Raw genomic sequence first — 21,619 nt, forward strand, 5'->3', positions numbered from 1 at the left:
GGGGGCGAACCTTCATGGACGGCGACATCCTCGAGCCGACGACCTCGGCCCACGTCGACACCTTCGCCCGCGACCATCTCCCGCCCCCCGAGCACTGGCCCGAACTCCCCTTCGACCTGCCCGAGCTGCGCTACCCCGATCGGCTGAACTGCGCCGCCGAACTCCTCGGGGACAAGCGTCCGCACCGCCCCGCCTTCCGCACGCCGTCCGGCGACCTGTGGACGTACGGGCAGCTGCTCGCCCGGACGGACCGGATCGCGCACGTCCTGACCGCCGAGCTGGGCGTCGTGCCCGGAAACCGGGTGCTGCTGCGCGGGCCCACCACGCCCTGGCTCGCCGCGTGCTGGCTGGCGGTCCTGAAGGCGGGCGCGGTCGCCGTCACCGTGCTCGCGCAGCAGCGCCCGCACGAGCTGACCACCATGTGCCAGATCGCCCACGTCACGCACGCGCTGTGCGACGTACGGTCGGTCGACGATCTGGCGAAGGCGGAGATCCCGGGGCTGCGGATCACGACGTACGGCGGGGACGCGCCCGACGACCTGCTGCTGCGCATCACGGGCGCTCCGGACGAGCCGTTCACCGCGGTCGACACGGCCGCCGACGACGTCGCGCTGATCGCGTTCACCTCCGGCACCACCGGCCGTCCCAAGGGCTGTGTGCACTTCCACCGCGATGTGCTGGCCATAGCGGACACCTTCTCGAAGCATGTGCTGCGGCCGCACGAGGACGACGTCTTCACCGGCAGTCCCCCGCTGGGCTTCACGTTCGGGCTCGGCGGCCTCGTCGTCTTCCCGATGCGCGCCGGCGCCTGCTCCCTGCTGCTCGAACAGGCGGGCCCCACGCAGTTGTTGCCCGCGATCACCGAGCACCGCGTCTCGGTGCTGTTCACCGCCCCGACCGCCTACCGGGCCATGCTGGCGGAGCTGGACGGATACGACACGACCTCACTGCGGCGCTGTGTGTCCGCGGGCGAGAACCTGCCCGCCGCGACCTGGCGGGCCTGGCACACCCGCACCGGGCTGCGCATCATCAACGGCATCGGCGCCACCGAGCTGCTGCACATCTTCATCTCCGCCGCCGACGAGCACATCCGCCCCGGGACGACGGGCGTCCCGGTACCGGGGTGGCAGGCGCGCGTGGTCGACGCCCAGGGGGCGCCGGTGCCGGACGGCGAGCCCGGGCTGCTCGCGGTGCGCGGCCCGGTCGGCTGCCGCTATCTCGCCGACCCCCGGCAGCGGGAGTACGTGCGCGGTGGCTGGAACATCACCGGCGACACCTATGTGCGCGACCCCGACGGCTACTTCCGCTATGTCGCCCGCGCCGACGACATGATCGTCTCGGCGGGGTACAACATCGCCGGGCCCGAGGTCGAGGACGCCCTGCTGCGCCACCCGGACGTGGTCGAGACGGCCGTCGTGGGGCGGCCCGACGAGGCACGCGGGCAGGTGGCGGTCGCGTACGCGGTCCTCAGGGAGGGCGCGCACAAGGACGCCGAGGCGCTGCGCGCCTTCCTCAAGTCCGAGCTGGCGCCGTACAAGTGCCCCCGCGAGTTCGTCTTCCTGGACGCGCTGCCCCGCACGGCGACGGGAAAACTGCAGCGCTTCCGGCTGCGTGCCGATGCCCCGCCGTCGGGCGGGGACACCCCGTCGTCATCGCCCACGCCGAAGGGTGAGTTGTCCACGGGCGGCGGCCCTAAGTGATCTTCGCGCACTAGAGTGATCAACGTGTCAGAGCAGCACGCCCCCCGGTCCCTCATCGTCACGTTCTACGGCGCGTACGGCCGTTTCATGCCCGGTCCCGTGCCGGTGGCCGAGTTGATCCGGCTCCTCGCCGCGGTCGGCGTCGACGCGCCCTCCGTACGCTCGTCGGTGTCCCGGCTCAAGCGCCGCGGACTGCTCGAACCGGCCCGTACGGCGGCGGGTGGCGCCGGTTACGCGCTGTCGCCGGACGCCCGCCAGCTGCTGGAGGACGGCGACCGGCGGGTGTACGCGACGGCGCCTCCCGAGGACGAGGGCTGGGTGCTCGCCGTCTTCTCCGTGCCGGAGTCCGAGCGGCAGAAGCGGCACGTACTGCGCTCACGCCTCGCCGGTCTCGGCTTCGGGACGGCGGCCCCTGGCGTGTGGCTCGCCCCAGCACGGCTCTACGAGGAGACCCGGCACACCCTGGCGCGGCTGCGGCTCGACCCTTATGTGGAGCTGTTCCGCGGGGAGCACCTGGGCTTCGCGGCGACGGCGGACGCGGTTGCGCGCTGGTGGGACCTGGCGGCGATCGCCAAACAGCACGAGGCCTTCCTCGACCAGCACGCGACCGTGCTGCACGACTGGCGGCGGCGCGCGGACACCCCGCCCGAGGAGGCGTACCGCGACTATCTGCTCGCCCTGGACACGTGGCGCCACCTCCCGTACGCCGACCCGGGACTGCCCGCCGCGCTACTGCCCGAGGACTGGCCGGGCGCCCGCTCGGCCGCCGTGTTCCGGGCGCTGCACGAGCGGCTGCGGGACACGGGGGCGAGCTTCACCGAACCCGCCGCTGTGTGACCTCAGACACATCATGAGGCGCTTAGGGAACCCTCAGCCTCTTCCGTCCCTCTTCTCATGTTTCTTACCTAGCGTCGTGAGCCGCACGCCAGGACAGGAAGAGGGCCGCACGTATGACCACCACGGCAAGGGCTCAGGGAGCCACCGTCTGGCTCACGGGCCTGCCGAGCGCGGGCAAGACGACCATCGCCCGGATACTGGGGACCCGTCTGAAGGCGGAGGGGCACCGGGTGGAGATCCTCGACGGCGACGAGGTCCGCCGGTTCCTCTCCGCGGGTCTCGGCTTCTCGCGCGAGGACCGCAACACCAACGTGCAGCGCATCGGCCTGGTCGCCGAGGTGCTCGCGCGCAACGGCGTCCTCGCCGTGGTGCCCGTCATCGCGCCGTACGCCGACAGCCGCGACGCCGTACGGGAGCGGCACGAGGCGAGCGGGACGCCCTACATCGAGGTGCATGTCGCCGCCCCGGTCGAGGTGTGCAGCGAGCGCGACGTGAAGGGGCTGTACGCCCGGCAGGCCGCGGGCCGGCTGACCGGACTCACCGGCATCGACGACCCCTACGAGCCGCCGCTGGACCCGGCGCTCACGCTGGAGACGCATCTGCAGACCCCGGAGGAGTCCGCGGACTCGGTGCACGCGGTGCTCGCGGCGAGGGGGCTCGTATGACCTCCGCGACCGTCGAACAGGCCTTCACGCTGTCGCACTTGGACGCGTTGGAGTCCGAGGCCGTCCACATCTTCCGTGAGGTCGCGGGCGAGTTCGAACGGCCGGTGATCCTCTTCTCCGGCGGCAAGGACTCCATCGTCATGCTGCACCTCGCCCTGAAGGCCTTCGCCCCCGCAGCCATCCCCTTCACCCTGCTGCACGTCGACACCGGACACAACTTCCCCGAAGTCCTCGCCTACCGCGACCAGACCGTCGACAAACACGGACTGCGACTGCACATCGCCTCCGTACAGGACTACATCGACCGCGGAGTCCTGCGCGAACGCCCCGACGGCACCCGCAACCCCCTGCAGACCCTGCCCCTCACCGAAAAGATCCAGTCCGAACGCTTCGACGCCGTCTTCGGCGGCGGACGCCGCGACGAGGAGAAGGCCCGCGCCAAAGAACGCGTCTTCTCCCTGCGCGACGAGTTCTCCCAGTGGGACCCCCGCCGACAGCGCCCCGAACTCTGGCAGCTCTACAACGGCCGCCACGCACCCGGCGAACACGTCCGCGTCTTCCCCCTCTCCAACTGGACCGAACTGGACGTCTGGCAGTACATCGCCCGCGAAGGCATCGAACTGCCCGACATCTACTTCGCGCACGAGCGTGAGGTCTTCCGACGCGGCGGGATGTGGCTGACGGGCGGCGAGTGGGGCGGGCCGCGCGAGAACGAGGCCGTGGAGAAGCGGCTCGTCCGCTACCGGACCGTCGGCGACATGTCCTGCACGGGCGCCGTCGACTCCGACGCGGTGACCCTCGATCAGGTCATCGCCGAGATCGCCGCCTCCCGGCTCACCGAGCGGGGCGCCACCCGCGCCGACGACAAGATGTCCGAGGCCGCGATGGAAGACCGCAAGCGCGAGGGGTACTTCTAGACATGACCAGCACCACCGAACCCACCGAGCCGCTGTCGGTCGAGCAGTTGTCGGCGACCACGCTCCTGCGCTTCGCGACCGCCGGCTCCGTCGACGACGGCAAGTCCACACTGGTCGGCCGTCTGCTGCACGACTCCAAGTCGGTCCTGGCCGACCAGTTGGAGGCCGTGGAGCGGGTCTCGGCGAGCCGTGGCCAGGACGCCCCCGACCTCGCCCTCCTCACCGACGGCCTGCGCGCCGAGCGCGAACAGGGCATCACCATCGACGTCGCCTACCGCTACTTCGCCACGCCCCGGCGCCGGTTCATCCTCGCCGACACCCCCGGCCATGTGCAGTACACCCGGAACATGGTCACCGGCGCCTCCACCGCCGACCTCGCCGTCGTCCTGGTCGACGCGCGGCACGGGGTGGTCGAGCAGACCCACCGTCACGCCGCCGTCGCCGCGCTGCTGCGCGTCCCGCACGTGGTCCTCGCCGTCAACAAGATGGACCTCGTCGGGTACGAGCAGAAGGACTTCGAGCGGATCGTCGAGGACTTCGCGGGCCACGCCGCCGAGCTGGACCTGCCCGGCTTCACACCGATCCCGGTCTCGGCGCTGTGCGGGGACAACGTGGTGGAGCGCTCGGCGCACATGGACTGGTACGAGGGGCCGGCGCTCCTGGAGTTCCTGGAGACCGTGCCGGTGGGCTCCGAGCCCGCCTCCGCACCGGCGCGCTTCCCGGTCCAGTACGTGATCCGGCACGACGAAGTGCGCCACTACGCGGGCCAGTTGGTGTCCGGGACGCTGCGGGTCGGGGACCGGGTCACCGTCCACCCCTCCGGCGAGACCTCCGAGATCGTCGGCATCGACGTGCTCGGCAGGGACGCCGGCCTCGCGTACGCGCCGCAGTCGCTGACGCTGCGCTTGGCCGACCAGCGCGATGTCTCACGCGGGGACATGATCACCGCAGGAGCGGACGCGCCCGCGCTCACGCAGGACGTCCGGGCGGCCGTCTGTCATCTGGCCGACCGCGCGCTGCGGGTCGGCGACCGGGTGCTGGTCAGGCACACGACGCGGACCGTGAAGGCGATCGTCAAGGATCTCGGCGGGGCGGGCGAGTTGACCGCGAACGATCTCGGCCGGATCACCCTGCGCACCGCCGAGCCGCTCGCGCTCGACGACTACGCGGACGTACGCCGCACCGGCGCGTTCCTCCTCGTCGACCCGGCGGACGGCTCGACGCTGACGGCGGGCATGGCCGACCTCTCCGCCCCGCACGCGTAGGACGCCCCGAACGCCAGGACGCCCAGGACCACCCTCCGCCCGCCCTCCGCACGCCCTCAAGTCCCCAGTGACCGGCGGGGCTTGGGGGCGTCGACGCGTCCGGTCTGCGGGCGGCGGCTGCCCGCACGGTAGGGCCTCGGCCAGGCGACGCCCGGACCCTCGTACCCCTGCTCGGCCGCCGCGTGCAGCGTCCAGTGCGGGTCGTAGAGATGCGGCCGGGCAAGGGCGCACAGGTCCGTTCGCCCGGCCAGGATCAGGGAGTTGACGTCGTCCCAGGAGGAGATCGCGCCGACGGCGATCACGGGGAGGCCGGTCTCGTGGCGGATCCGGTCGGCGAACGGGGTCTGGTACGAGCGGCCGTACTCGGGCTCTTCGTCGGCGACCACCTGCCCCGCCGACACATCGACCGCGTCGGCGCCGTGGGCCGCGAAGGCCCGGGCGATCGCCACGCCCTCGTCCCCGGTGTTGCCGCCCTCGGCCCAGTCGGTCGCGGAGATACGGACGGTCATGGGCCGCTCCTCCGGCCACACGGTCCGTACGGCGTCGAAGACCTCCAGCGGGAAGCGCAGCCTGCGTTCCAGCGAGCCGCCGTAGGCGTCGGTACGCCGGTTGGTGAGCGGCGAGAGGAAGCCGGAGAGCAGATAACCGTGGGCGCAGTGCAGTTCGAGGAGGTCGAAGCCGCAGCGGGCGGCACGCAAGGCGGCGGCCGCGAACTGCTCACGGATGTCCGTGAGTTGGGCGCGGAACAGCTGCCGGGGTGTCTGACTGCGCGGTCCGTACGGGATCGGGGAGGCGGCCACGAGTGGCCAGTTGCCCTCCTCCAGGGGCTCGTCGATGCCCTCCCACATCAGCTTCGTGGAGCCCTTGCGGCCACAGTGGCCGAGCTGGACGCCGATCGCGGCGCCGGGTGCCTGGGCGTGCACGAAGCCGATGATCCGCCGCCAGGACTCGGCCTGCCGATGTGAGTAGAGGCCCGCGCAGCCGGGTGTGATGCGGCCCTCGGCACTCACGCACACCATCTCGGTCATCACCAGGCCCGCGCCGCCGAGCGCCCGTGCGCCCAGGTGGACGAGGTGGAAGTCACCGGGGACGCCGTCCACGGCCGAGTACATGTCCATCGGTGAGACCACGACCCGGTTGCGCAGGGTCAGACCGCGCAGCCGGAACGGGGTGAACATCGGGGGTGTGCCGGGCGGGCAGCCGAACTCGCGCTCGACCGCCGCCGTGAAGTGCGCGTCACGCAGCCGCAGGTTGTCGTGCGTGACGCGGCGGCTGCGGGTGAGGAGGTTGAAGGCGAACTGGCGGGCGGGCTGGTGGAGATACAGCCCCAGGCTCTCGAACCACTCCAGGCTGGCCCGCGCCGCCCGCTGGGTGGACGCGACGACCGGGCGCCGCTCCTCCTCGTAGGCGGCGAGGGCCTCGGCGAGGGTGGGCCGCTCCTCCAGACAGGCGGCCAGCGCGAGCGCGTCCTCGACGGCGAGCTTGGTGCCGGAGCCGATGGAGAAGTGGGCGGTGTGCGCGGCGTCGCCGAGGAGGACCAGATTGCCGTGGGACCAGCGGTCGTTGACCACCGTACGGAAGGTGGTCCACGTCGACTTGTTGGACCGCAGCTGCCGCCCGCCGAGCGCGTCCGTGAAGATCTTGCCGCAGAGCTCGACGGACTCCTGTTCGTCGAGGTCCGCGAAACCGGCCGCCCGCCACACCTCTTCGCGCATCTCTACGATGACGGTGGAGGCGTCGGCCGCGAAGGGGTAGCCGTGCAGCTGCATCACGCCGTGCTCGGTCTCGGCGATCTCGAAGCGGAAGGAGTCGAAGGCGAAGTCGGCGGCGAGCCAGATGTAACGGCACCGGTGCTCCTCGACCGACGGTCCGAACACCTCCGCGTACGCCGCCCGGGTCGAGCTGTGCACCCCGTCCGCGGCGACGACCAGGTCGTACGCCGTCATCAGCTCGGCGACCGGCGGGGCCTCGGCCCGGAAGCGCAGCTCTATGCCGAGCGAGCGGCAGCGCTCGTGCAGGATCTCCAGGAGCCGGCGCCGCCCGAGCGCCGCGAAGCCGTGGCCCCCGGAGGTGTGGCGCACGCCCCGGTGCACGATGTCGATGTCGTCCCAGCGCACGAACTCGTCCTGGAGCGCCGCGTACACGACCGGGTCGGCGTGCTCGATCCCGCCCAGCGTCTCGTCGGAGAGCACGACACCGAAGCCGAAGATGTCGTCGGGGGCGTTGCGCTCCCAGACGGTGACCTCGCGGTCCGGGTCGAGGCGCTTGAGGAGCGCGGCGGCGTAGAGCCCGCCGGGACCGCCGCCGATGACGGCGACGCGCGCGGACGCGCACGGCCGCGCCGGCACGGCTATCGCCCCCGCCACTTCGGCGCGCGCTTCTCCGTGAAGGCCGCGTGGAACTCGGCGTAGTCCTCGCCGGTCATCAGGAGGGCCTGGGTCGAGGCGTCGAGTTCGACGGAGGCGGCGAGGGGCATGTCCAGTTCGGCGGTGAGCAGGGCCTTGGTCTGGGCGTACGCGAGGGCCGGGCCCTCGGCCAGGCGGCGGGCCAGCGACTGGGCGGCCGTGTCGACACCGCCCTCGTCGGTCAGCTCGCTGATCAGGCCGATCCGCTCGGCCTCGGGCGCGCGCACCGGTTCGCCGAGCATCAGCAGCCGGGTCGCGTGGCCGAGCCCCACCACGCGGGGCAGCAGATAGGCGGCGCCCATGTCGCCGCCGGACAGTCCGACGCGGGTGAAGAGGAAGGCGAACCGGGCGCTCGGGTCGGCCACCCGGAAGTCGGCCGCCAGGGCGAGAACGGCTCCGGCGCCCGCCGCGATCCCGTGCACCGCCGCGATCACCGGGAACGGGCACTCCCGTACGGCCCGCACGACCTGCCCGGTCATCCGGTTGAAGTCCAGGAGCTGGGCGGTGTCCATGGACAGGGTCGCGCCGATGATCTCGTCGACGTCGCCGCCGGAGCAGAAGCCGCGCCCCTCCCCCGCCAGCACCAGAGCCCGTACCGACCGCTCGCGGGAGAGCTCGGCGAGCAGGTCACGCAGGTCGGCGTAGGCGCCGAAGGTGAGGGCGTTGAGTTTCTCGGGACGGGCCAGGGTGACCGTGGCGACCCCGTCGGCGACCTCGCACCTCAGGTGCTGCCAGTCGGGGGTGCGGGCGGCGGAGCCGGTGAAGGGACTCATGACGGGCGGCCTCCTCGGACGGGGGCGGCGGTCCGCGCCATGGGGCGCCGGACAGCGGTCGTCGCTACTCCACGAAGTTATCACCAGTCTGTGACTGTCGTCACGACCGCGCAATAACTCGGTCGTGAAGTGACCGTGTCCCGTCACCGAGTCACGGGTTCTCGATAGCCCCGTAACGGTGGGAGCACCTCGCGGGAGACGGGGTGTTGAGCTGGGTACGGGGCCTCATGCCGAGCCGAACGTCCTGGGAGGGCGCCCACCGAATGTCCTGGAAAGCGCCCGCCGGACGTCTCTGTCCGGTCGCGCCGTACCATTCCTAGAGCTGAAAGCAGGACAGCCTGCTCCATGAACGGACCCGCCTTGCACGACACCCCCGCCTCCTGGCGCATCGCGCTGCCGCACACCGCCGCGGCCGTGCCGGTCGCCCGCGCCCTGGTCCGCACCGCGCTGGCCGAGGTGAAGCACGCGGCCGACAGCGACACCGCGGAACTGCTCACCGCGGAACTGGTCGCCAACGCCGTGGAGCACACCGCGGGAGACGGCCCCATAGAGCTGGTCGTGGAGGTGATGCCGACCGGCTGTCAGGTCGAGGTGCACGATCCGGACCCGGAGCCGCCCGGCAACCTCACGGTCCCGGAGCCGCCCGGCGAGCCCGACCCCTGGCAGGAGCACGGGCGCGGCCTCCTCCTGATCCGCGCCCTCAGCTCCTCCTGCGGCCACCGCCCCACCGGCTCAGGCAAGGCGGTCTGGTTCAGACTGCCTGTGGTGCCCGCTCAGCGGCGTCCGGTGTAGCCGCCGTCGGCGTGGCCGATCGGGCCAGCCGCGAATTGCGGCGCCCGTAGAGCACGTACACGAGGAATCCGGCCGCCAGGAAGCACACGAACTGGATCCAGGTCGTCCAGCCCGTCTCGTACATCAGATACAGACAGAAGCCGACGCCGAGCAGCGGCACTACGGGATAGAGCGGCACCCGGAACGTCCTGGCGAGACCCGGCTCCCGGCGCCGCAGCGCGATCACCGCGACATTGACGGCGGCCATGGTGGCGAGCGTGCCGATCGTCGTCAGGTTGACGACGGCGTCGAGCGGGGCGAAGGCCGCCGGGACGGCGAAGACGATCGCGACGATCAGGGTTCCCGCGACCGGTGTCGAGGTCCTCGGCGAGATCTTCTCGAAGACGCGCGGCACGAGCCCGTCGCGGGACATGGACATGAGGATGCGGGTCTGCCCGTACATCACCGCGAGCACCACCGAGGCGATGGCGACGACCGCCCCGAACGCGACGACCTCGGCGCCGACCGTGGACCCGGTGACCACGTTGACGACATACGACAGCGCAGCGGGCCGCCCGCCGACCGCGTCGCCACCGACGGCGCCGATCGCCGCGAGGGCCACCGCGCAGTACAGCAGGGTGACCAGACCGAGGCAGACCAGGATGGCGATCGGGACGTCACGGCGGGGATTCTTGGCCTCCTCGCCGGCGGTGGTGATCGCGTCGAAGCCGATGTACGAGAAGAAGGCGGCTGTGGTGCCCGCGCCGATGCCGCCGAGCCCGGCCGGGGAGAACGGCGTGAGGTTGCCGTGCTTGAAGGCACTGAACCCGATCGCGCAGAACGCGACGAGCACGACGAGCTTCAGCACGGCCATGGCCGCGGTCGCCCGGGCGCTCTCGCGCACCCCGCGGATCAGCAGGACCGAGGCCAGCGCGATCACGATGACCGCGGGGAGGTTGACGATCCCGCCGTCGGTCGGGCCGGCCGAGAGCGCCGCGGGCAGCCGCACGCCCATGAGGCTGTCCAGCAGTTCGTTGACGTACTGGCTCCAGCCGACCGCCACGGCCGACACGGAGACGCCGTACTCCAGGAGCAGACACCAGCCGACGAGGAAGGCCGTGCCCTCGCCCAGCCCCGCGTAGGCGAAGGAGTACGAGGATCCGGAGACGGGGATCGCACCGCCGAGCTCGGCGAAGGAGAACGCGGTGAAGACGCAGGTGATCGCCGCGAGGATGAACGACACGACCACGGCGGGTCCGGCCTGCGCGACCGAGTCGGAGAGGCCGACGAAGATTCCGGTGCCGACGATGGCACCCACGCCGAAGCAGACGAGTTGGAAGAGGCCCATGGTGCGCTTGAGGCCATGGCCTTCGTGGTCGGCGCCTGATTCGGCCATCAGCAGCTGGGGGGACTTGACGCGTGGAGCGGACATGCGGGTGGTGCTCATTTCCGGTGGTGCGGGGTGCGACTGGGTCGGTCGCGCGGCGGTCGCGGAAGGGGTGGCTCCGGACCGCCGGTCAGGATAAGGCCCGCGGGGGCGTCCGTCAGGCCAGGACCTGGGGGATTCCCGCTCGGCCCAGGGTGGCGACCATGATCGCCTTGATGGTGTGCAGCCGGTTCTCGGCCTCGTCGAAGACGACCGAGTGCGCCGACTCGAACACCTCGTCGGTGACCTCCAGCGAGTCGCGGCCGTGGGTCTCGTGGATCTCGCGGCCGACCTTGGTGCCCAGGTCGTGGAAGGCCGGCAGGCAGTGCAGGAACTTCACGTCCGGGTTGCCGGTGGCGCGCAGCACGTCCATGGTCACGGCGTACGGGGACAGCGCGTCGATGCGCTCGTCCCACACCTCCTTGGGCTCGCCCATCGAGACCCAGACGTCGGTGGCGACGAAGTCGGCGCCGTGGACGCCCTCGCCGAGGTGCTCGGTGAGGGTGACGCGGCCGCCGCTGTTCTCGGCGAGCTTGCGGGCCTGCGCGACGATCTCGTCGGCGGGCCAGTAGGCCTTCGGGGCGACGATCCGGACGTCCATGCCGAGGAGCGCGCCGGTGACCAGGTAGGAGTTGCCCATGTTGAAACGGGCGTCACCCAGGTAGGCGAAGGCGATCTCACCGAGCGGCTTGTCGCAGTGCTCGGTCATGGTGAGCACGTCGGCGAGCATCTGGGTGGGGTGCCAGTCGTCGGTCAGACCGTTGTAGACGGGCACTCCGGCGTACGCGGCCAGCTCCTCGACGGAGGCCTGGCTGTCACCCCGGTACTCGATCGCGTCGAACATCCGGCCGAGCACACGCGCGGTGTCCTTCACGGACTCCTTGTGACCTATCTGCGAACCGGACGGGTCCAGATACGTCGTCGACGCGCCCTGGTCCGCGGCGGCGACCTCGAACGCGCAGCGCGTACGGGTCGAGGTCTTCTCGAAGATCAGCGCGATGTTCCTGCCCCGCAGGTACTGCGTTTCGACCCCGGCCTTCTTGACCGCCTTGAGCTCGGCGGCCAGCTCGATCAGACCGCGGAACTCCTCCCCGGTGAAGTCCAGCTCCTTGAGGAAGTGGCGTCCGGAGAGGGCGGTCGGGACTGTCGCCATGGGGGCGCTCCAGGGATACGAGAACGGGGACGAACAAAGGGGCGAGTGGAAGTCTATACGATACTCCACATTTCTATACGGGACCTCTTCGTGGCCCTCGGGGACAGCGCGCCTTCAGGGGCGCGGGGCCGTCACATCGTGCGGCTCCGCCGCGTGGGCGCGACCAGCCCCCACCCGCACCCGAGATCACACCCCCACCGCCGCCCTTTCCACCGGACAGCTCATACACCGAGGCCCACCCCGCCCCCTCCCCAGCTCACTCCCCGGAATCTCGATGACCTCGATCCCCTGCTTCCGCAGATGCGTATTGGTGGTCACGTTCCGCTCATAGGCGACGACGACCCCGGGCTCCACCGCGAGGACGTTGCACCCGTCGTCCCACTGCTCCCGCTCCGCCGCGTGCACATCCTGCGTGGCGGTCAGCACCCGGATCTCGCTCAACCCCAGCGCCGCCGCGATCGCCCGGTGCATGTGCTCCGGCGGATGGTCGGTGACCTTCAGCTCCTTGTCCCCCGAGCCCGGTTCGATCGTGTACGAGCGGAGCATGCCGAGCCCCGCGTACTGGGTGAAGGTGTCTCCGTCGACCATCGTCATCACCGTGTCGAGGTGCATGAGGGCCCGCCGCTTGGGCATGTCGAGCGCCACGATCGTACGGGCCGACCCGGCGGCGAACAGCTTGTGCGCGAGCATCTCGACGGCCTGCGGCGTCGTCCGCTCGCTCATGCCGATGAGCACCGCGCCGTTGCCGATGACGAGCACGTCACCGCCCTCGATGGTGGACGGATAGTCCGCCTGCCCCTCCGACCAGAGGTTGAAGCCCTCGTCACGGAAGAGCGGATGGTGCCGGTAGATCGCCTCGAAGTGCACGGTCTCCCGCTGCCGCGCGGGCCAGCGCATGGCGTTGATGGAGACCCCGTCATAGATCCACGCGGAGGTGTCCCGGGTGAAGAGGTGATTGGGGAGCGGGCCGAGGAGGAAGTCGTCGAGGTCCATGACATGGAAGCGCACGGAGGTCGGCTCCGGGTGTGCGTCCAGGAACTCCCGCTTGGTCATCCCGCCGATCAGCGTGGCGGCCAGTTCCGGGGCCGGCAGGGTCTCGAAGGCGGCCCGGAGGTGGTCGGTGGCGAGCGGACCGTACTCCTTCTCGTCGAAGACGCGGTCCAGGACGAGCGATCTGGCCGCCGGGATCTCCAGGGCCTCGGCGAGCAGGTCACCGAAGAGATGGACGGTGACCCCGCGATCCCGCAGCACGTCCGCGAATCCGTCGTGCTCCGCCCGGGCCCGGCGCACCCACAGCACGTCGTCGAAGAGCAGGGCGTCCTTGTTGCTGGGGGTGAGCCTCTTGAGCTCGAGGTCGGGTCTGTGCAGGATGACGCGGCGCAGCCGCCCGGCCTCGGAGTCGACGTGGAATCCCATGCCTCCATCCTGACCATCCGGACGCCTGTTCACCCGTGGATCGACGGGAGACCGGCGAGTTGATTTCGTCCTCTTGACGATAAGGGCGCCCCTTCGTTATCGTCACTACGACGACAAAAGCGCATCACAGCGGTCGCCGGGCTCGCCCGGCGGCGAGGGGGTACCCATGGCCGACATCACCCGGCGTCTCGGCTGGCGCCATCTGCGCGGGGCGCCGACCGCCCATGTCCGCCACCACCGGTCGGGCCGGCTGGTGCACGACGGCCCCGGCCTCAGCTTCTGGTACCGCTCCCTGACCGCCGCGCTCTCCGAAGTCCCGGTCGACGACCGCGAGCTGGCGATGACCTTCCATGCCCGTACGTCCGACTTCCAGGACGTCGCGGTGCAGGCGACCGTCACCTACCGGATCGTCGATCCGGGCATCGCGGCCGCGCGGCTCGACTTCTCCATCGACCCCGACACCGGCGCCTGGCGCGGCGCGCCCCTCGAACAGCTGGGTTCGCTGCTGACCGAGACGGCCCAGCAGCACGCGCTGGACGTGCTGGCCCGTACGTCGCTGGCGGCAGCCCTGGTGGACGGCGTCGCGTCGGTACGGGAGCGGATCGCGGGCGGGCTCGCCGCCGAACCCCGGCTGCCCGCGACGGGCATCGAGGTGGTGGCCGTACGGGTCGTCGCGCTGCGCCCGGAACCCGAGGTGGAGCGGGCCCTGCGCACTCCCGCCCGCGAGCAGATCCAGCAGGAGGCGGACAAGGCGACGTACGAACGCCGGGCCGTCGCCGTCGAGCGGGAGCGGGCGATCGCCGAGAACGAGCTCGCCAGCCAGATCGAACTCGCCCGGCGCGAGGAGCAGTTGGTCGACCAGCGCGGCACCAACGCGCGGCGCGAGGCGGAGGAGCACGCGGCGGCGGACGCGGTGCGGGCCGGGGCGGAGGCGGCGCGGACCGTGCGGCTCGCGGAGGCGGAGAGCACCCGGACGGTACAGCTCGCCAAGGCCGAGGCCACCGCCGCACGGGAGATCGGCGAGGCGCGGGCCGTGGCGCAGGCCGCCTGGCTGCGGGTCCACGAAGACGTGGACGTCGCCACGCTGCACGCCCTGACGGGCACGCGGCTCGCGGAGAACCTGCCGCGCATCGACAGCGTCACGGTGTCGCCGGACGTCCTGACGGGCCTGCTCGCGCGGCTGGGCAACGGGGCCTCCCGGGGGCCGGAGCAGTGAGTCTCGCGCCCCGTGTCGTCCTCGTCCACCGCACCACGGAGTACGAGGAGTTGGTGGCCCGGCACGGCACGCACGGGCAGGCGGCGTTCTTCCTCTCCTCCCGGGGGCGGGACATCGAGGAGGTGGCACAGCGGCACCGGCGGGCGCGCGAGGCGCTGGCGGAGGTGGTGTCGGCGGTTCCGCTGACATGGCGTCAAGCGCGCATCGAACGCGGCGACCTGGACCGCTTCCTCTTCGCCCCGGAGGACGTGGTGGTCGTGGTCGGGCAGGACGGGCTGGTGGCGAACGTGGCCAAGTACCTGACCGGACAGCCGGTGGTGGGGATCGACACCGACCCCGGACGGAACCCGGGCGTGCTCGTGCGGCACCGGCCGCGCGACGCGGGCGCGCTGCTCGCCTCCGCGCACGGGGGCCGGACCGACGAGCTGACCATGGTCGAGGCCGTCGCGGACGACACGCAACGGCTCGTCGCGCTCAACGAGATCTATCTCGGAACCGCGAGCCATCAGACGGCCCGCTATCGGCTGGGACTCGACGAGTACGGGGGTGCCGTCGAGTCCCAGGCCTCCTCCGGGGTCCTGGTCGGCACCGGGACGGGCGCCAGCGGGTGGCTCCGCTCGGTGTGGCAGGAGCGGGGCGCGGAGCTCCCGCTGCCCGGGCCCGCCGAGGAACGCCTCCTCTGGTTCGTCCGCGAGGCCTGGCCGTCACCGGCCACCGGTACCTCCCTCGTGGCCGGCTCCCTCACCGCCTCCGCCCGCCTCTCCCTCACGGTCGAGTCCGACCGCCTCATCGCGTTCGGGGACGGGATGGAGGGGGACGCGGTGGAGCTGGTGTGGGGCCAGACGGTACGGGTGGGGGTGGCGGGGGTGAGGTTGCGCCTCGTGGGCTGACAAACGCCGGACGGGCTGAGGCTTTTAGGGGCGCGGGGAACTGCGCGCCCAGCCCCCACCCACCCGCAGCCGAAGAAGGCACCCCGGGGGCCTGGGGGCGGAGCCCCCAGGTTCGGGATGGGACGGGTAGGGGCGCCGGGGGCGAGGAACCCCTACAGCCGTGGGTCCACCGGCTCAGACTCCAACGCCAGCACCCCGAACACCGCCTCATGCACCCGCCACAGCGGCTCCCCCTCCGCCAGCCGGTCCAACGCCTCCAGCCCGAGCGCGTACTCCCGAAGCGCGAGCGACCGCTTGTGGTTCAGGAAACGCCCCCGCAGCCGGGCGAGGTTCTCAGGACGCGTGTACTCCGGACCGTAGATGATCCGCAGATACTCACGGCCCCGGCACTTGATGCCGGGCTGGACCAGGCGCCCCTGCCCGCTGCGCACCACCGCCCCGACCGGCTTGACGACCATGCCCTCGCCCCCACGCCCGGTCATCTCCAGCCACCAGTCCACCCCGCCCCGCACGGACTCCGCGTCCCCGGTGTCCACGAACAGCCGCCGAGTGGTCTGCAGCAGCCCGCTCCCGTCGTGCTCGACCAGCCGGTCGATGAGCGCGAGCTGCTCGTCGTGCGGCACCGCGGCAAGGCTGCGGCCCTGGACGGCGAGGATCTGGAAGGGAGCGAGCCGCACCCCCTCCAGCCCGTCCGTCGTCCAGCAGTACCGCCGGTACGCCTCGGTGAACGCCGCCGCGTCGGCGGCCCGCTCCCGCTGCCTGCCGAGCAGTTCCCCGACGTCGACCCCACGCTCCGCGGCGCCTTCGAGCGCGGCCAGCGCCCCCGGGAACGCGGCCCCGGACGCGGCCCCGACCGCCGCGTACTGGCTGCGCAGCAACCCGGACGCCTTGAGCGACCACGGCATCAGCTCGGCGTCGAGCAGCAGCCAGTCCGTGCCCAGTTCCTCCCACAGACCGGCCGCCGTCACGGCTTCCCGCAGTCGCCCGAGGATCTCCTCCGTGACGGCGGAGTCGTCGAAGAAGGGCCGGCCGGTACGGGTGTACAGCGCTCCCGTGGGCCCCTCCGCCACACCGAAGCGCTCGCGCGCCACCCCCGCGTCCCGGCAGACCAGCGCCACCGCCCGCGACCCCATGTGCTTCTCCTCGCACACGACGCGGGCGACGCCGTCCTCCTTGTACTGGGCGAAGGCCTCGGCCGGGTGCTCCAGATAGCCCTCCACCTGGGAGGTGGCCGTGGGCGCCATCGTCGGCGGGAGGTAGGGCAGCAGGCGCGGGTCGACCGCGAACCGGCTCATGACCTCGAGGGCCGCCGCCGCGTTCTCCTCGCGCACCGCCACCCGCCCGGCGTACCGCGTCTCGACGGCCCGCCGTCCGTGCACGTCGGCGAGGTCCAGCGGACGGCCCTCGTGGCCGCCGGGCGCCTCGGAGGCCAGCGGCTTCGCCGGCTCGTACCAGACCCGTTCGGCCGGTACGTCGACGAGCTCGCGCTCCGGCCAGCGCAGCGCGGTGAGCTTGCCGCCGAACACGGCACCGGTGTCGAGGCAGATCGTGTTGTTCAGCCAGGTGGCCGTGGGGACCGGGGTGTGCCCGTAGACAACGGCCGCCCGGCCCCGGTAGTCCTCCGCCCACGGGTAGCGCACCGGCAGGCCGAACTCGTCCGTCTCCCCGGTCGTGTCGCCGTACAGCGCGTGCGAGCGCACCCGGCCCGACGTGCGGCCGTGGTACTTCTCGGGCAGTCCGGCGTGGCAGACGACGAGCCGCCCACCGTCCAGGACGTAGTGACTGACCAGTCCGTCGACGAACTCCCGCACCCGCGCGCTGAATTCCTCGCTCTCGCCGTCCAGCTGCTCGATGGTCTCGGCCAGTCCGTGGGAGTGCTGGACCTTACGGCCCTTGAGGTAACGGCCGAGCTTGTTCTCGTGGTTGCCCGGCACGCACAGCGCGTCGCCGGACGCGACCATGGACATCACACGGCGCAGCACGCCCGGGGTGTCCGGGCCGCGGTCGACGAGGTCGCCGACGAAGACGGCCGTACGTCCCTCCGGGTGCGCGCCGTCGGCGTAACCGAGCTTGCCGAGCAGGGTCTCCAGCTCCGAGGCGCAGCCGTGGATGTCACCGATGATGTCGAAGGGTCCGGTCAGGTGGGTCAGGTCGTTGAACCGCTTCTCCGTCCTCACCACGGCGCTCTCGATCTCCGCCACGCCCCTCAGGACGTGCACCTTGCGGAATCCCTCGCGCTCCAAGTGCCGCAGGGAACGGCGGAGTTCGCGGATGTGGCGCTGGATGACGCGGCGCGGCATGTCGGCGCGGTCGGTGCGTGCGGCATTGCGTTCGGCGCACACCTCCTCGGGCACGTCCAGCACGATCGCGATGGGCAGCACGTCGTGCTTCTTGGCGAGTTCGATCAGCTGGCGGCGGCTGTCCTGCTGGACGTTCGTGGCGTCCACGACGGTGCGGCGGCCGGCCGCGAGCCGCTTGCCCGCGATGTAGTGCAGGACGTCGAAGGCGTCGCCGCTGGCGCTCTGGTCGTTCTCGTCGTCGGCGACCAGGCCGCGGCAGAAGTCGCTGGAGATGATCTCGGTCGGCTTGAAGTGCCGGCGGGCGAAGGTGGACTTGCCGGAGCCGGACGCGCCGATCAGGACGACCAGGGAGAGGTCGGTGACGGGCAGGGTGCGCCCCTGGGTGCTGTCGTTGCCGGTCATGCGGCCTTCTCCTCCTTCGTGGTGGTCGGGGTGCCGGTGGTGGTCGGGGTGCCGGTGGTGCCGGTGGTGGCGGCGAGGGTGAAGACGGCCATCTGGGTCGGCGGACCGACCTCCGGGTCGTCGGGGCCGACGGGCGTGAACTCCACGTCGTATCCGTGCCGCCCGGCCACCTGGTGGGCCCAGGTCCGGAACTCCTCCCGGGTCCATTCGAACCGGTGGTCGCCGTGGCGGGAGTGTCCGGCCGGGAGGGTCTCCCAGCGGACGTTGTACTCGACGTTCGGTGTCGTCACCAGGACCGTACGGGGGCGGGCGGAGCCGAAGACGGCGTACTCCAGGGCGGGCAGCCGGGGCAGGTCGAGGTGCTCGACGACCTCGCTGAGCACGGCGGCGTCGTACCCCTTGAGGCGCTTGTCGGTGTACGCGAGCGAGCCCTGCATGAGCCGCACGCGCGCGGCCTGCCGCTCACCCATCCGGTCCAGCTTGAGCCGCCGCGAGGCGATGGTGAGCGCGCGTATCGACACATCGACACCGACGATCTCGGTGAACCGTACGTCCTTGAGCAGCGCCTGCACCAGCTGCCCCTGCCCGCAGCCGAGGTCGAGGACGCGGGCCGCGCCGGAGGTGTGCAGCGCGGCGAGGATCGCGTCCCGGCGCCGCACGGCGAGCGGGACCGGCTTCTCCTCCGTGTCCGCCTCCTCGTCGACCGCGTTGTCGATCTCCTCGACCTGGGTGTCGTCGGCCTCGGCGAGCCGTACGAGCTCCAGCCGCTCCATCGCCTCCCGCGTCAGCGACCAGCGGCGCGAGAGGTACCGGTCGGCGATCAGCTTCTGCTCGGGGTGGTCCGGCAGCCAGCCCTCGCCCGCCCGCAGCAGCTTGTCGACCTCGTCGGACGACACCCAGTAGTGCTTGGCGTCGTCGAGCACCGGGAGCAGCACGTAGAGGTGGCGCAGGGCCTCGGCGAGCGTCAGACCGGTCGCCTCCAGTTCCAGGCGTACGTAGCGGGAGTCGCCCCACTCGGGGAACTCCGCGTCCAGCGCCACGGCCTCGACCGTCACCGTCCACCCGAGCGGCTCGAACAGCTTGCGTACGAGGTCGGCGCCGCCCCTGGCGGGAAGCGCGGGTACCTCGATCCGCAGGGGCAGCGACCGCGCGGGCAGGTCCGGCTTCGCCGCGCACTGGCCCTTCATCGCGCTGGAGAACACCGCGCTCAGCGCCACGGCGAGCAGGGACGAGGCGGCGTACGGGCGGTCGTTGACGTACTGCGCGAGCGCGGCGTCGGGTGCGCCGCCGCGGCCCTTGCCCTTGCCGCGCCGGACCAGCGCCACCGCGTCGACCTCGAGCAACAGCGCGGCCGTGCACCGCTCGACGGACGCCTCGGGGTAGAGGACGTGCGCCGTGCCGTAGGAGGTCGAGAACGCCTGCGCCTTCTCGGGATGCTTGTGCAGCAGGAAGCCGAGGTCGGTGGCGGGGCGCTCTGGGGTACCGGTGGTACTGATCGTCAGGAACACTGTGAGTCTGCCTCGAAACGTCTTCTGAGCTGCGGTTGCCTCACCTGCGCCGAGCGCCGGTGAACCACAGCGATGGGGAGCGCGCCGGGGGATCACTGCTCCCGGCCTGTCGTCGGCGCGCCCGTCCCAACGTATAGCGAACGCCCCTGGGCGACCTGGGAATTTTCCCTCTCCGGTCCTGGCGAGGGCGGCCAGGGCCTGCCCGGGCGGGAGAGTGGCCTGTTTCGGGTGGGGCAGCGGTTCCAGCCGGGTCGGCTGATGTGACCGGTGCATGATGGATGCATGGATCTTCGAGTCTTCACAGAACCGCAGCAAGGAGCGACCTACGAGACGCTGCTCCGCGTCGCCAAGGCCGCCGAAGACCTCAACTACGGAGCCTTCTTCCGTTCTGACCACTACCTGCACATGGGATCCGTCGACGGGCTCCCCGGGCCCACCGACGCCTGGATCACGCTGGCCGGTCTCGCCCGCGAGACGAACCGGATCCGCCTCGGCACGCTCATGACGGCCGGTACCTTCCGCCTCCCCGGCGTCCTGGCCATCCAGGTCGCGCAGGTCGACCAGATGTCGGGCGGGCGGGTGGAACTCGGTCTGGGCTCCGGCTGGTACGAGGCCGAGCACGAGGCGTACGGGATTCCGTTCCCCAAGGAGAAGTTCGGGCGGCTGGAGGAACAACTCGCCATCGTCACGGGCCTGTGGGAGACACCCGTCGGTGAACGGTTCACCTACGAGGGGAAGTTCTACCAACTCAAGGACTCCCCCGCGCTTCCCAAGCCCGCGCAGCCGAAGGTGCCGGTCCTGATCGGCGGGCACGGTTCCAAGCGGACGCCCGAGCTGACGGCGCGGTACGCCGACGAGTTCAACATTCCCTTCGCCTCCCTCGCGGACACGGAGCAGCAGTTCCAGCGGGTGCGGGCGGCGGCCGAGCGGGCCGGGCGCAAGGGGGACGACCTTGTGTACTCGAACGCGCTCGTCGCCTGCGTCGGCAGGAACGACAGCGAGGTGAAGCGGCGCGCGGACGCCATCGGGCGGGACGTCGACGAGCTCAAGGCGAACGGGCTCGCGGGCTCCCCGGCGGAGGTCGTCGAGAGGATCGCCCAGTATCAGGCCGTCGGATCGCAGCGCATGTACCTGCAGATGCTGGACCTCGATGACCTGGATCACCTGGAGTTGATCGCCGCGGAGGTCATGCCGCAGCTCGGCTGAGGTCGCGTTCCCCGGACCCTTGGGGGGGGTGGGCGGGGGGTGAGCGCGCAGTCCCCCGCGCCCCTGAGGCAGGGCCTCGCCCCGCATCCCCGTCACCCCATCGCCCGCCCCCGCTCCACCACCCCCTGATCCCGTGCCGCCAACCGTCTCAGCATCTCCAGAACCCGGTCCCGGGACTCGTCCGCCGCGTCGATCGCCTCCATGCACTGCCAGTAGGTCCCCTGATCGTCCGCCGCGCAGGCGATACCGACGAGAGCGATACCGACCTCACCGAGAAGACCCCCGAGGCTCAGCAGGGACTCTCGCGCATCACCCAGCTCGGTGAGCTGAGCGGCGCGCAGGTCGGCCACGTCGAGCGGGGGCGCGTTCAGCACGCCGCAGCCCCGGCCCGCGAGCTCGGTCAGTCCGAGCGCCTCGCCCCGGAGCTCCGGCGGTCCCGAGACGGCGAAGCGACTCCCTATGGCCTGGGCCAGAGCCTGCGCCTGCCACGCCTCCGCGATCACCTCGACCGTCTCCCCGCTCCCCGAGAGGGCACGCCTGCTCGCCCCGATGAGCCGCACCGCGTCCATGCGCTGCCCCCGTCTGTCCCGACGCGCTCATCGCACGTCCGCCCGAACTCCCCTGTCCACTACCCAGAGTGAGAGTCCGCGAGACGAAAAGCCAGAGGAAGACCGAAATCTGTGGACACAGAATTGAATGTGGACAACTCAACGACTCCGGAGAGTGACAGTCGAAGCAATCGGACTCGCCGCTTCCCCGGCGCCCTCAC

The 21,619-nt window shown here is 71.5% G+C and carries 17 protein-coding genes; 9 read left to right on the top strand and 8 right to left on the bottom strand.

Translation table 11 applies throughout. From position 1 onward, the window contains the following. The first annotated feature begins 14 nt into the window (after positions 1–14). The 5 genes from OG568_RS14535 to OG568_RS14555 all read left to right on the top strand — a co-directional run bounded on the left by OG568_RS14535 (position 15) and on the right by OG568_RS14555 (position 5,384). Positions 15–1,700: an AMP-binding protein gene (locus OG568_RS14535; RefSeq protein ID WP_329531852.1), complete on the top strand. Its 1,686-nt coding sequence runs from the start codon at positions 15–17 to the stop codon at positions 1,698–1,700. Positions 1,701–1,715: 15 nt separating this feature from the next. Continuing rightward, positions 1,716–2,537: a PaaX family transcriptional regulator gene (locus OG568_RS14540; protein WP_266647723.1), complete on the top strand. Its 822-nt coding sequence runs from the start codon at positions 1,716–1,718 to the stop codon at positions 2,535–2,537. A 113-nt stretch (positions 2,538–2,650) separates the two neighbouring features. Further along, complete coding sequence (cysC, locus tag OG568_RS14545; protein WP_329531853.1) at positions 2,651–3,202, top strand: adenylyl-sulfate kinase; 552 nt, start codon at positions 2,651–2,653, stop codon at positions 3,200–3,202. Beyond that, positions 3,199–4,119 (top strand): sulfate adenylyltransferase subunit CysD, encoded by a 921-nt coding sequence (gene cysD, locus OG568_RS14550; RefSeq protein WP_329531854.1) that lies wholly within the window; start codon positions 3,199–3,201, stop codon positions 4,117–4,119. The genes cysC and cysD overlap by 4 nt, the downstream gene beginning before the upstream one ends. A 2-nt stretch (positions 4,120–4,121) precedes the next feature. Continuing rightward, positions 4,122–5,384 carry a sulfate adenylyltransferase subunit 1 gene (locus OG568_RS14555; protein WP_329531855.1) on the top strand — a complete coding sequence of 421 codons (1,263 nt, stop codon included), beginning with the start codon at positions 4,122–4,124 and terminating at the stop codon, positions 5,382–5,384. A gap of 56 nt (positions 5,385–5,440) precedes the next feature. On the opposite strand, the gene OG568_RS14560 is transcribed toward OG568_RS14555, so the two are convergent. Together OG568_RS14560 and OG568_RS14565 are read right to left on the bottom strand one after the other, a co-directional pair. Continuing rightward, positions 5,441–7,750 carry a bifunctional salicylyl-CoA 5-hydroxylase/oxidoreductase gene (locus OG568_RS14560; protein ID WP_443077648.1) on the bottom strand — a complete coding sequence of 770 codons (2,310 nt, stop codon included), beginning with the start codon at positions 7,748–7,750 and terminating at the stop codon, positions 5,441–5,443. Beyond that, positions 7,735–8,562: an enoyl-CoA hydratase family protein gene (locus OG568_RS14565; RefSeq protein ID WP_266586642.1), complete on the bottom strand. Its 828-nt coding sequence runs from the start codon at positions 8,560–8,562 to the stop codon at positions 7,735–7,737. Before OG568_RS14565 ends, OG568_RS14560 begins: the two co-directional genes overlap by 16 nt. Before the next feature lie 345 nt (positions 8,563–8,907). Here OG568_RS14565 and OG568_RS14570 point away from each other — a divergent pair, with 345 nt between their 5' ends. Continuing rightward, positions 8,908–9,354 (top strand): ATP-binding protein, encoded by a 447-nt coding sequence (locus OG568_RS14570; RefSeq protein ID WP_329531857.1) that lies wholly within the window; start codon positions 8,908–8,910, stop codon positions 9,352–9,354. Here OG568_RS14570 and OG568_RS14575 read toward each other — a convergent pair. The 3 genes from OG568_RS14575 to OG568_RS14585 all read right to left on the bottom strand — a co-directional run bounded on the left by OG568_RS14575 (position 9,314) and on the right by OG568_RS14585 (position 13,328). Further along, positions 9,314–10,765 (bottom strand): amino acid permease, encoded by a 1,452-nt coding sequence (locus OG568_RS14575; protein WP_329531858.1) that lies wholly within the window; start codon positions 10,763–10,765, stop codon positions 9,314–9,316. The genes OG568_RS14570 and OG568_RS14575 overlap by 41 nt on opposite strands. Positions 10,766–10,877: 112 nt before the next feature. Then, positions 10,878–11,912, bottom strand: a complete 1,035-nt coding sequence (argF, locus tag OG568_RS14580; RefSeq protein ID WP_329531859.1) for an ornithine carbamoyltransferase — start codon at positions 11,910–11,912, stop codon at positions 10,878–10,880. 186 nt (positions 11,913–12,098) lie between these two features. Beyond that, entirely contained in the window at positions 12,099–13,328 is a 1,230-nt protein-coding gene (locus tag OG568_RS14585) for an arginine deiminase (RefSeq protein ID WP_266429996.1), read from the bottom strand. A gap of 166 nt (positions 13,329–13,494) precedes the next feature. On the opposite strand from OG568_RS14585, the gene OG568_RS14590 reads away from it, so the two are divergent. Further along, positions 13,495–14,544, top strand: a complete 1,050-nt coding sequence (locus OG568_RS14590) for an SPFH domain-containing protein (protein ID WP_329531860.1) — start codon at positions 13,495–13,497, stop codon at positions 14,542–14,544. Beyond that, positions 14,541–15,434 (top strand): hypothetical protein, encoded by an 894-nt coding sequence (locus OG568_RS14595; protein ID WP_329531861.1) that lies wholly within the window; start codon positions 14,541–14,543, stop codon positions 15,432–15,434. The genes OG568_RS14590 and OG568_RS14595 overlap by 4 nt, the downstream gene beginning before the upstream one ends. Positions 15,435–15,586: 152 nt before the next feature. Here the strand turns inward: OG568_RS14595 and OG568_RS14600 are convergent, their stop codons facing one another. Continuing rightward, complete coding sequence (locus OG568_RS14600; RefSeq protein ID WP_329531862.1) at positions 15,587–18,136, bottom strand: polynucleotide kinase-phosphatase; 2,550 nt, start codon at positions 18,134–18,136, stop codon at positions 15,587–15,589. Further along, complete coding sequence (locus OG568_RS14605; RefSeq protein ID WP_329531863.1) at positions 18,133–19,644, bottom strand: 3' terminal RNA ribose 2'-O-methyltransferase Hen1; 1,512 nt, start codon at positions 19,642–19,644, stop codon at positions 18,133–18,135. Before OG568_RS14605 ends, OG568_RS14600 begins: the two co-directional genes overlap by 4 nt. A 282-nt stretch (positions 19,645–19,926) precedes the next feature. Here OG568_RS14605 and OG568_RS14610 point away from each other — a divergent pair, with 282 nt between their 5' ends. Beyond that, positions 19,927–20,850 (top strand): LLM class F420-dependent oxidoreductase, encoded by a 924-nt coding sequence (locus tag OG568_RS14610; protein ID WP_329531864.1) that lies wholly within the window; start codon positions 19,927–19,929, stop codon positions 20,848–20,850. A gap of 92 nt (positions 20,851–20,942) precedes the next feature. Here the strand turns inward: OG568_RS14610 and OG568_RS14615 are convergent, their stop codons facing one another. After that, positions 20,943–21,419 (bottom strand): DUF6099 family protein, encoded by a 477-nt coding sequence (locus tag OG568_RS14615; RefSeq protein WP_266430013.1) that lies wholly within the window; start codon positions 21,417–21,419, stop codon positions 20,943–20,945. Positions 21,420–21,619 lie beyond the last annotated feature (200 nt).

The organism is Streptomyces sp. NBC_01450 (assembly GCF_036227505.1).
In the GTDB taxonomy this organism is placed as follows: Bacteria; Actinomycetota; Actinomycetes; order Streptomycetales; family Streptomycetaceae; genus Streptomyces.